This window comes from Methylobacter sp. sgz302048 (genome assembly GCF_052162025.1).
Lineage (GTDB): Bacteria > Pseudomonadota > Gammaproteobacteria > Methylococcales > Methylomonadaceae > Methylobacter.
This window is the reverse complement of sequence record NZ_CP197401.1, coordinates 2,237,349-2,249,507: the sequence shown is the minus strand read 5'-3', so window position 1 is coordinate 2,249,507 and position 12,159 is coordinate 2,237,349. Positions and strand designations below refer to the sequence as shown.

The 12,159-nt window shown below is 50.1% G+C and carries 12 protein-coding genes; 2 read left to right on the top strand and 10 right to left on the bottom strand.

Annotated elements, in window-relative coordinates:
- Positions 1-12: 12 nt before the first annotated feature.
- From ACTNE6_RS10180 to ACTNE6_RS10155, 6 genes are read right to left on the bottom strand one after another with little or no spacing between them, the layout of a single operon-like run.
- A complete protein-coding gene (locus tag ACTNE6_RS10180) occupies positions 13-540 on the bottom strand; it encodes an SMI1/KNR4 family protein (RefSeq protein ID WP_442499615.1) in 528 nt (175 codons plus the stop codon).
- 16 nt (positions 541-556) lie between these two features.
- Positions 557-1,435 (bottom strand): DUF4150 domain-containing protein, encoded by an 879-nt coding sequence (locus ACTNE6_RS10175; protein ID WP_442499614.1) that lies wholly within the window; start codon positions 1,433-1,435, stop codon positions 557-559.
- Positions 1,436-2,494: a beta-ketoacyl synthase N-terminal-like domain-containing protein gene (locus ACTNE6_RS10170; RefSeq protein ID WP_442499613.1), complete on the bottom strand. Its 1,059-nt coding sequence runs from the start codon at positions 2,492-2,494 to the stop codon at positions 1,436-1,438.
- Positions 2,487-3,554, bottom strand: a complete 1,068-nt coding sequence (locus tag ACTNE6_RS10165; protein WP_442499612.1) for a DUF2169 family type VI secretion system accessory protein — start codon at positions 3,552-3,554, stop codon at positions 2,487-2,489. Before ACTNE6_RS10165 ends, ACTNE6_RS10170 begins: the two co-directional genes overlap by 8 nt.
- Positions 3,555-3,565: 11 nt before the next feature.
- On the bottom strand, positions 3,566-4,075 hold the full coding sequence (locus tag ACTNE6_RS10160) for a DUF6484 domain-containing protein (RefSeq protein ID WP_442499611.1): 510 nt from the start codon (positions 4,073-4,075) through the stop codon (positions 3,566-3,568).
- Positions 4,076-4,078: 3 nt separating this feature from the next.
- Positions 4,079-6,265: a type VI secretion system Vgr family protein gene (locus ACTNE6_RS10155; RefSeq protein WP_442499610.1), complete on the bottom strand. Its 2,187-nt coding sequence runs from the start codon at positions 6,263-6,265 to the stop codon at positions 4,079-4,081.
- Positions 6,266-6,591: 326 nt separating this feature from the next.
- On the opposite strand from ACTNE6_RS10155, the gene ACTNE6_RS10150 reads away from it, so the two are divergent.
- Positions 6,592-8,067 carry a type VI secretion system contractile sheath domain-containing protein gene (locus ACTNE6_RS10150; protein WP_442499609.1) on the top strand — a complete coding sequence of 492 codons (1,476 nt, stop codon included), beginning with the start codon at positions 6,592-6,594 and terminating at the stop codon, positions 8,065-8,067.
- Between the two features lie 472 nt (positions 8,068-8,539).
- A complete protein-coding gene (locus ACTNE6_RS10145; protein ID WP_442499608.1) occupies positions 8,540-9,898 on the top strand; it encodes an autotransporter outer membrane beta-barrel domain-containing protein in 1,359 nt (452 codons plus the stop codon).
- Positions 9,899-10,352: 454 nt separating this feature from the next.
- Here ACTNE6_RS10145 and ACTNE6_RS10140 read toward each other — a convergent pair whose 3' ends face one another.
- The 4 genes from ACTNE6_RS10140 to ACTNE6_RS10125 form a co-directional block, all read right to left on the bottom strand.
- Positions 10,353-10,670, bottom strand: a complete 318-nt coding sequence (locus ACTNE6_RS10140) for a hypothetical protein (RefSeq protein ID WP_442499607.1) — start codon at positions 10,668-10,670, stop codon at positions 10,353-10,355.
- A gap of 138 nt (positions 10,671-10,808) precedes the next feature.
- Positions 10,809-11,375 carry a hypothetical protein gene (locus tag ACTNE6_RS10135; RefSeq protein WP_442499606.1) on the bottom strand — a complete coding sequence of 189 codons (567 nt, stop codon included), beginning with the start codon at positions 11,373-11,375 and terminating at the stop codon, positions 10,809-10,811.
- 11 nt (positions 11,376-11,386) lie between these two features.
- Positions 11,387-11,530 carry an N-acetylmuramidase domain-containing protein gene (locus ACTNE6_RS10130; protein ID WP_442499688.1) on the bottom strand — a complete coding sequence of 48 codons (144 nt, stop codon included), beginning with the start codon at positions 11,528-11,530 and terminating at the stop codon, positions 11,387-11,389.
- 87 nt (positions 11,531-11,617) lie between these two features.
- On the bottom strand, positions 11,618-12,133 hold the full coding sequence (locus ACTNE6_RS10125; RefSeq protein ID WP_442499605.1) for a hypothetical protein: 516 nt from the start codon (positions 12,131-12,133) through the stop codon (positions 11,618-11,620).
- Positions 12,134-12,159 lie beyond the last annotated feature (26 nt).

Sequence of the window (12,159 nt, the reverse complement as noted above, 5' to 3'; positions counted from 1 at the left end):
TCTCAATTTCTTTTAGAGCATATCCTGGTTCATGGAAGCCAATTCATCATATTCATCAACCGACTCCTCAAGCCATTCCAAAAAACTCGCAACTTCGGCTTCTTCACCGTTGTGATGCTGGACGAATCGCCATTCCCCGCGAGAATCGATAATCTCGGGATCTAACAAATATTTGGTCGCAGTCACGGATGACACACCAATAACCAGGCTTCTGGCCGCCACGTCATCCCCACAAGATTCCATTTTTTTTTGCCATTCGGATATCTTCTGCTTGCGCGGGCCGTCAAGCAAATCCTTGAGTGGAAGGAGATCCAGCCCTCCATCGATCATGCGCCAGCCATTAAACATCTCGAGAAAGTGTCTGTACGACGGCGGCAGCGGTTTTCCGATTGCCGCCTCAAGCGCTGATATCTCTTCGTGGGAGGATGGAGGCCCTAATTCCTGCTCATCAGGAAGGCCTATTGAATCATAATATTTTTTGCGGGCGGAAATGCCTTTTTCGACGGCACGCCTGATACGGTCTTCGATGCTCTGATCCATTTTGTCCTCAAATTCGCTAGCAGTTCTTGGTTGTGAAACCGGTCGGGTTTGGTGTTGTATTCCGTTGCTCTTTTATCTGCCGTCCGGAAGCCCCGTTCACTTCACGATCCAGCCATAGAAACGGCCCCTGAGCCCGGCCACCCAGTTGCATTTCATGAATGTGGTCCGCCTCCATATTGTTTCCGAGCGGATCGTTTGTTTTTGCACAGTCATCGTAGAATTTTTTTGGCTGCTTGGCCGGGTTGGAGGAATCCGGCCAGCCTTCCGGCGCCGGTTTGTTCCAGTCGCGAGCGAATTTTGCGGCCCATCCGTTGCCGGCTTTACGTTGCAGTGTCGGCTTGCCGTCTTTGTATGTATTTCTGGGTTTGATCTTTCCCTGCTTGGCAAGCGAGTCCAACTGATTGGCCTTGGCTTGCATCTGTGCTTTTTGACACGGCGTCCAGCCAGGCTCGCACTCGAGCACGATCATGCCTACAGGGGTAGGAGCAAGGATTGCACCGGCCAGATCGACGGTATTTTCATGATTCTGGAATTTTTTGTCTGTCAGCCGGCAGACATTTTTGCCGTCCATCTTCACATCAAACGAATAAAGAATCCAGGTGGACTCCTTAATGAAAGTGCTGGATTTGACGCCGCCGATAGAACCCGGCTCATCACCGTTAGACAGCGAAAATTCCGAACCTTTAATCGCAATCATCATGCCGCCATCGGCCTTAACGGTAGTTGTACCTTTGGCTAATGTCGCAGACTGGGAAATGTTCGGATAAGGAATGGGCACCGGGCCGCCCGGAGTCGGGGTCTTGCAGACATCGGGAATGGTCGCAGTGGAGATTGCGTTACTGCCTTTATGTACCAGCGAATTGGCTATCCCGTTCACCTTGATTGTTACAGGCATTTAAACCGATCTCCTCACTTCCAGAATGCTTGCCGCGCGTTCGCCGCCTTCGGAACTGGCCCAAGCGAATGCCACGTTGCCATTTGAATAATTTTTGCTGCCGGCTATTGCGGCAAGTCCAATGTAGAGCGGCCCGCTGGCGGCGGAAACGTCGCCCCAACAATCCGCCGGGGCGACAAAGTCGGATGCCGACTCAAAATACTCCTTGGTCCGCAAACAGGTAAAACCATATTCGTCGCCCCGATAAGGTTCGCCGTTCATATCGCAATAAACATCGGTCACCTTGACGCCCTCGGGTAATGCCTGCAGGGCGGTGCGGAAAGCCTGAGTAAGCCCCTCGCCGATGCAGACAGTCTCAGTCTTGATGCGTTTGGGCTCAAACGCCGAGCCCAAGCCAAGCAAACGCGCCAGCGGCTGAAGGCGCAGCCGTACAACAAATTCGTGCCGCATGATCAAAATCGCGCCGGCCGCTTCCCCTGGAATAAAACCCCAGGCATTGTTGAGAGGGCCGGCTCCATGCAGCTGGTCGCATGCTTCCAGCCATTCCAGCGTCTCGGGTTCCAGATACGAATCGACTCCGGCTACCACACAAGCATCGAATGCGCCCTGAATAAGCTGTCTCGCTGCGGCTTCAAGGGCCAATAGTCCGGCGGCATGCCCATTGGGAAATGCGGCAACGCTTGCAAAAGTACTACGGTACTTTTCTGCCAGTGCATTCATGAGCATGGGTTGAAAATTCTCAGGCAATCCGGGACGCCGGCCGGGCAGTCCCAGCGACAGCGCGATACGTGGACGCAGTGACTGCGCCTCGGCAAGGGGAGCAAGGGCTTGTTCAATCGCCGGAAACAGCAATGCCTTAAACCGTTCCACACCCGTGATGTCGATATCCAGCCAGGGCGCTATCGCGGCACACATCGGCTCGCCAGCCGTGTCGATCATATAAGGATGTTGCGTGAAGCCGCTGATTCCCGCCCGTACTGCCGCAGCGCTAGACCAGGCATTGCGCCCGACCGGCGTGCTGGCCCCTAACCCAACAACATAGATTGCCGTACTACTCATCTTGCCCCATCTCCAGCGCAGCATCATTAGCCATAGCACTTCCCTCTCTCAAATTAGTCTTGAGGGTTACGATGGTACGTTCCAGCTTTTGTACTTTGAAGTGGCACGGCAAAGCCGTATGCCAGACCAAGGAGACGCGCGGAAAATCCGGCTCCAGGATGACTGTGTGCAGATTGCGCGTTTTATGGATTTCGCGGCTGCCGTCATAAAAGCGGGTTTCGAAGCCCAGATAAATTTTGGGCAGCACAAAGCGCAACAAATCTCCGCTGGGCGTCAGGCCGCTGAGCGCGACGGGTTCTCCGCCTTTTAAGAAACCTGGGGCCTGCTGATCAGTCGGCGCACATTGATAAAAGCGGTCATCGAAATCTTCCGGAAGGAGAGGCTGACGATTTTTCATCCAATTGTCATCATAAGTGCCTGCGAACGATACGCGCGGTTGCCAGTGGCAGCTGACAGCCCCAAAGCCGGCCGGGTCCGGCCGATCACTGCCCGACTGAATAAGCTGATTCGGATATTCAATATTGGGTAACGCTACACCTGCCAGATTCAGCCAAGAAGCCGCGTATCCGGTGCCTACAGGATTGCGCCAATCGAAATCCCGCTCCGGATTGTCCGATGCATGGTCCACCCCGCCAAAGGCCCGTTCGTATATTAAGGGCATTTTTTCGAAAGGTTTCGGGGCTGACAAACCGCCTTCAGCATCCCAATGACGATCGCCATAAATGCGAAGCATCTTTGTAATAGGCCCTACCCGAAAGCCGGCATCCAGACAAGTTACCGTATAACCGATAGGGGCGTATGCATGGCCGATGACCAGCACATCGGTAGTTTTTTTTGTTAAAACAAGATCGGCCTCGTACTTTATGCTGCTCTTGCCCGGCTCGCCGTAATATTCAGGAATGCGCAGCACCGGAGGCTGCTCCTTCGAGATTTCGACGGAACCATCCGGTTTGATGTCAAATGTTGCCTTGACCGCTACCAGCCAGATCTCGGCGCCATCGCGATCACGGACCCATCCTCGCTCCGCGGCAAAAGGCGTACGGTTATCAATTTGCCACATGAAAATACATATTAATTGATGTCAACCGCCGCCCCTTTGATCTTGTTGTATCCGCTTGACCGGCTCAGTACATAAGCGCCTTTGAGAAGCACTTTTCCGGCGGCTGTCAAGGTAATGCTTGCTTCGCCGCAGCGGAGCACGATTTCTTTTTGCGCAGTAAGCAGCAATCTTTCGCCATCAATCTGAATATCGACAGAGGAGGCAGGGATGCCGTCTGACCGGTGATCGACCAGCAGATTTAGAATGACCGGTTTTTCCGGATCGCCATCGGCAAAGGCCAGAATCACTTCACGGCCTGTATTGGCCTGCGACAGCGGCACGCCTGTCAGCGCCCGCAACGCTTTTCCCTGCTTATTGTTTGGAAAACTTACCATCGGCAGGCCATTTTCGAAACCTTCCAAGCGGCCGATCACAACACTTGGCAGAGAGGGTGCCTGAGTAGGGCTTACCGCTTCATTGTTGATTTGTTCGCCAGTGTGTACCGACGGACTTTGAAATTTGATAACCGATTCTGCCGCCATTTTCTAGTTCTCGCCAATTTTGCTGCCTTTGATGACCACATTACTGTCTGCCTTGGCATTGATTTTGCCAGAACCGCGGATGGTAATGTTTTTACCCTTGATGGTAATGTCGCCATTTTTTTTCATAGTAATACTGGCATCCCCTGTTTTTATAACGATGGAGTCGCCTGCATTTATCATTAAGTTTTTACCTACATCAAGGCTGTCATCCTTGCCGACCGAAGCGCTCCGGTTATCACCGATGCTGGAACTCTGATTTTTTCCTACCTGAATGGACTGGTCGTTGCCAACATCCATTGAATAGCTGTTGCCAATGGTGGTTGCCTGATTGAGTCCTACGCTGACTGTTCTAGCCGCGCCGACCACAACCTCCTGAGCGGCGCCAATGGCAATGGCTTCATTGATACCCACCGCGCGCGTCCTGTTCATTCCAACGGTAATGGTCTCATTCTGGGCAACGGTTTCCGTGCGGCTCATGCCGATGTCTATGGTTTCATTGGCGCCAACGGTTTCCTTGCGATTGACGCCGATAGTGATGGTTTCGTTATTATCGACAGTTTCCGTGCGGTCATGCTTGATATGGGAGGTTTCGTCGTGATCGATGGTCTTGGTGCGATCATGACCTACCCAATGCGTTTCGTCATTCTCGACTTCGATGTCCTGGTTTTTTTCGGCATGCAGATAAACTTGCTCCGAACCTTTCTTATCCTCGAAACGGAGTTCGTTGCAGTTGGCGCCAGAACCGCCTTTTGAGGAGCGGGTACGAACACCGCTCTGTGTGGCGTTGGCCGGCAATTCGAAAGGCGGCATCATATCGGCGTTGTAGACGCTGCCAATGATGAGCGGCTGGTCGGGGTCGCCTTCCAGGAATTCTATGACGACTTCATGGCCGATACGAGGAATGGAAATCATGCCCCAGTTCTTGCCGGCCCAAGGGTATGAAACCCGTACCCAGCAGGAACTGTCCTGGTCTTTATTCCCGTAGCGGTCCCAATGAAACTGGACCTTTACCCGGCCGTACTTGTCGGTATAGATTTCCTCGCCGGCAGGCCCCACCACAACGGCGGTCTGCGCGCCTCGAACGTAGGGCTTCGGCGTACTGCGCCGGGCACGGTAGGGTCGCTTGTTGTCCTGAACGGTAAAACTGCAATCGAAGAGCTTCTCTTCGCTGGCAGCGGATCTGGAAGAATACTCATCCAGCAGTAAATGATAGTTAGCTGAGACCACCAGATATTCGCGGTTCTGGTCCTGGCGCGGGAATTCCTGCAGCTTGAAGCGGTAGCCGGCGGCCAGGCCGCGGGCGTTGCATTTACCCTCGCAGCGTTCGAAGCGGGCATGGTGTTCCTCGATACGCTGACGAACCAAATTATCGCCCGCGCTGGTTTCCGTATAACGGCCCGGGTAATCGAAGCGTTCATACTCGGCATGAGGGTGGGAATTTTTGAGGATAGACTTGACCAACAGATTGGCTTTTGGCTTCTTGAAGTCGTAATCGGTCAGTTCATAGGCGCCCGGCTGGACTTCGCGCGCGAAGATCCAGTCGTGGATGTGATCCTTGCGGGTGCGGTCCATCGGGCCGGTTTCGACATGGTAGGGAATGTCGTCATAGCCCGGAAACGGGTCATGGGCATTGTTAGAATCGGCCAGCACCAGCTGATGCTTGTCCTTTCCATGACTGAAATAATAGTAAATCCCCTCCTCTTCCATCAGCCGGCTGACGAAGTTGAAGTCGGTCTCGCGGTATTGCACGCAGTATTCACGAGGGACATAGCTGCCGACCAGCCTTTCTTCAAAGTCACTGAAGCCGCGGTCCTGAAAGACTTGCTTGATAATCTCGGGCACGGATTGGTTCTGGAAGATCCGGCAGTTGGAGGTGCGGGTCAGGAACCACAGCCAGGGCCGGACTGTGGCATGATAGCGGGAAAGCCCGTTCAGATCGCCCCACTGTCCGAAGCGGCTGACAAAGCCATGGAAGTAGCGCCAGTTGCCGTCTTCCAGTTGCAGCCTGATAGTGAGCGGTTCGCCCAGCAGTTTTTCGGGATCGATAGCCCGGTCTTCACTGACCAGTTCCACGCTGTATTCGAATGGTTCGCTCAAGCCCTCCCGGCCATGCATCTGGTAAAACAGCAAAGTATCTTCAGCAAGTGATGTAAAGACCTGAATCTTACGATTTTTTTGTGTAACCGGCATGGAGCTTGATTCCTGGAACAAGAGTGCATTCAACACTGAGCGTCAGCGTATAAGCGATCGATACCACTTTTTGCCGTTTATACCATTTTCTCTATCCAGCAAATATTATTAGAAAGCTGATGAAAGTCAATGCAAATTGGTTTAGTGCAATTTGACATAGCTTTTTCCAAACCCGATAGAACAAGTGGAGGGATAGGTTGCAAGAATAATTATACAAGTAATCAAAGCGGCTCCTAACTACAAGCTCAGCAAGAGACTTGCACATGGGTGAACATCGAATTATCTTAAAGCACAAATGCTTATTTCAGATCACTTAAGGAGCCCTCATGCCCGGACAATTAAAGTTCGACTTCCGCTTCAGCACTGCCGCAGACAAAAAGGCTGCATCCGCAGATTCGCCCATGCGCATACTGATGTTGGGCAATTTCAGCGGACATCGTCATCCTGATGCGGCATTGAAGAATCCGACAATAACCAGCATAGACATTGATAATTTTGACGAAGTCATGTTCCGATTGAGCCCCGTACTGAACTTTCAGGACTTGCAGACCGAAGTCGTCTTCCACTGTCTCGACGACTTTCACCCTGATCATCTCTATAAGAAACTGGATGTTTTTCATCGCGTGACTCAGTTGCGCCAAAGCCTGCAGAATCCTGCAACTTTTGCACAAACGGCGGCAAAGTTGATGGGGACGGCCAATGTACCGGATGACGCCGGACAATCTGTCGAGACAACTCCGGCTGAGGATCAGAACGCATTGTTTGAGCGTCTGCTCGGGAAAGCGCCTGCGCAGCAACCACACCTGCAAAGTTCTCTGGACCACCTGTTTAAAAACATCATAGCGCCCCATATCGTTGAGAAGATCGATCCGCGCCAGCCCGAACTGATAGCCGAGGTCGACCGGGCAACCAGCGCATTGATGCGCTCCCTGCTGCACCATCCTGACTTTCAATCTCTTGAAGCACTATGGCGATCCGCTTATGAACTGGTTTCCCGACTCGAAACGGGCGAATCACTGCAGTTGTACCTGCTCGACATATCACAGGCTGAATTGGCTCAGGATCTTCTGAGCGCCGGCGAGAATCTGGAAACCTCGGCCGTCTACCAATTGCTGGCCCGACAGCACATTGACCAGCCCTGGTCGGTGATAATAGGCGATTATACTTTCGCAGCCGCCCGACAGGATGTACAAACACTGTCAGCCATGGGCGCTATCGCCGCCCATATGGGTACGCCTTTTCTGGCCGCCGCCGACAGCAGTCTTTTAGGCTGCGCTTCGCTCGCCCAGCCTTCCCCTCCCTCGACATGGAATGGCAACTTTGAATTCATGGCCGTATGGCAAGCATTGCGTGAAAAACCTTATGCGCAATGGCTGGGCCTGGCGTTGCCCCGGATTCTTTTGCGCCTGCCTTACGGTAGAAAAACCGACCCGATCGACAGTTTTGAATTTGAAGAACTGACTATGCCGGACGAGCACGAGGCTTTTCTGTGGGGCAGCCCCGCTTTCGCCTGCGCAAGATTATTGGCGGAAAATTTTCAGGAGGCCGGCTGGCCGCTGTCGCCCGACCGGCACTTGAATGTCGACGATCTGCCCGCCTACAGTTATAAACAAGACGGCGAAACGCTCATGCAGGCCTGCGCGGAATGGTATCTGCCTGAAGCGACGGCAGAAGCAATGCTTGAGCGAGGCGTCATGCCGTTGCTGAGCTACCGGAACCGCAATTGCGCACGGTTGTTGCGATTTCAATCAATAGCTGCGCCTCTAGCCGGGCTTGCCGGAATCTGTAGCCGAGAAGGTTGACTCACGTATTCCCAGCCTTGAATAATGTCACGATATATGTACATGCTGGAAAGCTCTCATCCATTAGAATTATGATTACTGCCGGAAAACGGTTTCCAAACGTTCAGGGAGAGGTTACAAACCTCGCCCTGCTCAATAGATTCTGCTCATTATCTAACTTTTACGAGCCACATCAACTCTTTCATACCCCAAATTTCAATCAAGCCATTAACATTGCAGGACGTTACGGTTTTAAGGCTCCGTTTGTCGGTGGATTACCAAGGCAAATTCACCCTACAGTTTTCAGATTCAGTAATGCGGTTCTCTGATTTTATCTATAAAATATGTTAAATGAATTTAACAATGATCAGTTAGCTTAAAACCCAGCAGAGACTGAGATTCATCCTGTGCGGTGTCTCATCGCACGATAATAATAAAACATAATGCGCTGCTTCATGCCAAATGAGCGCAACATAAAGGGGGAACTTTACTAATGAAAAAAATTTTATTTCCGTTGCTGGCATTCACTCCAGCAGCCTGGGGGGCTCTCAGCGGGGCTTATATCGCCCAAGATGGAACGCAATTTCCTGTCGCCGACGTGACTTCCGCACTTAGCCATACAGAAGCTGCAAGCGCGTTTGGCGACTACCAAACAAGCAAAGGTTTTACTGATTTCGCGTATCGAATAACTGACGCCGTGGAAGGAGCAGTTTTCGAGTGGAATACAGCTACTGATACTATGACTTGCAGCTCACCCAGAGGCTCGTCTTCACTGCCGTTTGAGTCGCCATCAGATGCCGCTATCATTGAATTCCAAAACAATTGCTTTCCTGTTTTATCCGGCGGCCATGCGACAGAAGAGCGGCAAGCCATCAATGCAGTCAATGCCGCAACGACTATTAATTTGCAGCTTAACCGTAGCACAACCCAGATGAGCCGCTCGCTGCAATCAATGCGCACATTGAGGCAAAACCCGAATTCTTCTAACGCGGGCGGGGGCGCAGGTGATGGCTATGAGCTTGTGGGGCCATTCGGTCTTTATGTCAATTCCGGCGGTACATTCGGCAATGTTGAGAGCAACAGCACCGCGGCAGGGTTTGACTTATATACCAGGAATTTTAACGGTGGCGTTGATTTAAAAATCAGTGACCGTTTGTTTACGGGCTTGTTATTTGGCTATACCAGTTCATCAGCGGAAGTCGTAAATTCGGGTGGCCGCCTGGATGCCGATACTTTCAGATTTTCACCTTTTGTGACGCTATTGCCAACTGAAAATACCTATATTGATATTGCGGCTGGTTATGCGAGCCATGACAATCGTTCAAAGCGTAACTGCGCAGCGTGCGCTACTTCGGCGAATGCAGCCTTCCGTACAGACGAATACAACATCCATACGGGACTAGGGTACACGCATAGCTTTGGAGCATGGAGTTTACGCGGATACGGTGAAGCGTCAGCTATTTATATGGATATTAGCGGTTACCAGGAAAGCGGAGATGCCCGTACTGGCTTGCTAAATGTGCCGAACCAATATGTTACGTCAGTAACCAGCACATTTGGCACCGAATTGAGCTATGCCTGGAGCCTGCCTTTCGGCGTGATCACCCCGCGAGTCACTGGCGAATGGGTGAGAGAGTACGCCAATGACGCCCGAGTGACTCAAGCCCTAATTCAAGGTGGAGGCAGCACTTTAATCGCGTCGAATTCACCTGAGACAGATTGGGGTAATATCGGCGCCGGTGTTCTAGTGACATTACCGAACGGATTATCGGCCATGTTTAACTATCAATCCCTTATTATGTCTGACGCTGTTAACCATACTATTGAAGGCGGGGTGCGTTTCGAATTTTAACCGGATTATTCTTTAGTACGTCAAACATGGAATGATAATCTCAAAGTCAAATTATTCCATGTTTTGGAAGTGATGACAGGCGCGCTATTTTCTTCCATTAGCGGATATTGGGTTGCCAACATGGCAACCCAATGCGTTCTTAGTCCAGGCTTTTCCGGTCTGGCGCTTATCAACGAATCCAGAGCGGCAGTAGCCGAGATACGCTGCACAGCAAGGCTGGCGCCGACATGGTTTTCACCTTCCAATTTGGAAGAGAAATGCTATCTGATCAAAAGAAGCGCCGTTGTCACCATCACCGCACCATTTAAAGCTGTCGCAAAAACACCGCCTTTGGGACTGACGGTCGGTTTAAATCCTTCCGATATATTCTGGACGCTGCCTGTCCTTAAAGGATTAGAGGCACTCTCAACAATTAAAAGGCGGATTGCCTTTCAGCAAATCCGCCCTACAATTTTCAGCCTCCGTTCCAAATGCTGGTGCCACGGTAATTGGCAGTCTTGCCGCCGGGCGCATTGATTTCGCCAATAGGCACGCTACCAGTATTACCCCAGCGCGTAGCTATCGATTGCAATAGCGTCTCGTAAAAAGCCTTCGTATCAGAAGTATAAGCACCGGAATCATGTGGATTGCCCAGAAAATAATAGTATGGGCCTTCTTTGGCCTTGCCGACCATACGCTCAATACTAAAGCCTCTAAATAAACCCTGGAGGTGGATTTCGCGTCCAGAGTAAGCAATTTTATTGTAAGTATATTTCCCGCTCCAGTCTGTCATAGTGATTTCCTCAAGTTGATAGCCAAAAATGCGCTTCTTTCGTCAGCGCATACTATAATTTATGTTTATTGTTAATAGGACTCTACTCAAACCATACCCCAAATCCCCATCCTGCACGCTCTAATCCACCCTACAGATCTATTTTAATTTAGCTCTAGCTTGTTTTGCGTTTTTTACATCCACCAGTCTTTCAGATAATCCTTCATCAATTTTCCAAGAATCACCCTCCAGATAATAAAAATAGCCAGCGTTTTCGCCCTCTTCTCCAGAACCCAATTTATAATAACTATAGAGAATAACCAGACCATTGTTGTTATGGAGCTTCGTTTTAGCAGTAAATACGGATTTGACTTCAATATCAAATAGTCCATCCGCTTCTTTCATAGACGCAAGATGAGTCACTCGATATTTTTGAGATTTTTCTTCGGGCAAAAGAACAAGCCCACTAAAATTCGTAGATTGATTCTTATTACGATAAATTGCTACAACCGCATGTGATGATTTCTGTACTGTAACCTCTACCACTGGATGAACTAATTCAGCATCTTTCGGTAAGGCCGACTGAGCAAATGTTTGAATTGATTCACCGGATTCTCTTTGAACAAACTCAGCGCTCCACGTAAAAAATGGAAATAACATAAGCACAAAAAAAATGTTAATGAATATCCATTTTTTGTTTCGGTAATTACTATTAGCTTCGCTCATTATTAGTAATCCTATTTTTTAGTATTATATTTTTTATAGGCTACTTCAAGCTTGATATCGTATTGGTTTTCTGCATATTTAGGCCCGTTATATGCACGAGCAAAACTCTTCCATGCTTTGGACTTCAAGTGTTCAGCTAACCCAATCTTGTTGATAAAATTAAAGGCGGATTGCCTTTCAGAAACTCCGCTCTATAGCTCTATAGCTCATCCATCATACGGCCATATTCGGCAGTTTTCCTTTTATTGAGGAATTTTAATCGGTCCTAATGCGTCTATCGGGATCTCGGAAACTTGAGTTGAAGTTTTATCGATGAGATCAAAAATAAAGCGTCTGCCAATTTCATCTTCAATTTCTAGTGCATCACGCCCCGGAATCAGGGCCATACTTTTGAAATAAATACCTATGACATCAACACCGGATTCGGACTGATCCGATACTTCATAAACTTTCACCATCCAAAGGCATTCCCCAGTCTTCACGTCAATTGCAGTCAGATATCCTCCGGGCTGATTGCCACCGTGGTCGTAACTTTGCATATCCTGTTCATAACGGATTCCGTTGTGCTCTATCGGAGCGACAACTGGTGGAGCGGGGCGGCTGCCAGATTGAAAACCTTGACCCATGATGATTTTCTCCTTTTGTTTAACCACAGAATCGTGGCTATCATTTGATGAATTAACCGCTGGTTTAAGTGTTATGGAAGAGGCCTGTGCAAGTCCAACATCTGCCGCATCCAAAACCAATAAAAACCACATTACTATTATCTTATTTTTCACTTGAA

Coding starts and splice junctions, on each gene's coding strand:
- ACTNE6_RS10180 (WP_442499615.1), bottom strand. CDS start 540: ATGGATCAGAGCATCGAAGACCGTATCAGGCGTGCCGTCGAAAAAGGC.
- ACTNE6_RS10175 (WP_442499614.1), bottom strand. CDS start 1,435: ATGCCTGTAACAATCAAGGTGAACGGGATAGCCAATTCGCTGGTACAT.
- ACTNE6_RS10170 (WP_442499613.1), bottom strand. CDS start 2,494: ATGAGTAGTACGGCAATCTATGTTGTTGGGTTAGGGGCCAGCACGCCG.
- ACTNE6_RS10165 (WP_442499612.1), bottom strand. CDS start 3,554: ATGTGGCAAATTGATAACCGTACGCCTTTTGCCGCGGAGCGAGGATGG.
- ACTNE6_RS10160 (WP_442499611.1), bottom strand. CDS start 4,075: ATGGCGGCAGAATCGGTTATCAAATTTCAAAGTCCGTCGGTACACACT.
- ACTNE6_RS10155 (WP_442499610.1), bottom strand. CDS start 6,265: ATGCCGGTTACACAAAAAAATCGTAAGATTCAGGTCTTTACATCACTT.
- ACTNE6_RS10150 (WP_442499609.1), top strand. CDS start 6,592: ATGCCCGGACAATTAAAGTTCGACTTCCGCTTCAGCACTGCCGCAGAC.
- ACTNE6_RS10145 (WP_442499608.1), top strand. CDS start 8,540: ATGAAAAAAATTTTATTTCCGTTGCTGGCATTCACTCCAGCAGCCTGG.
- ACTNE6_RS10140 (WP_442499607.1), bottom strand. CDS start 10,670: ATGACAGACTGGAGCGGGAAATATACTTACAATAAAATTGCTTACTCT.
- ACTNE6_RS10135 (WP_442499606.1), bottom strand. CDS start 11,375: ATGAGCGAAGCTAATAGTAATTACCGAAACAAAAAATGGATATTCATT.
- ACTNE6_RS10125 (WP_442499605.1), bottom strand. CDS start 12,133: ATGTGGTTTTTATTGGTTTTGGATGCGGCAGATGTTGGACTTGCACAG.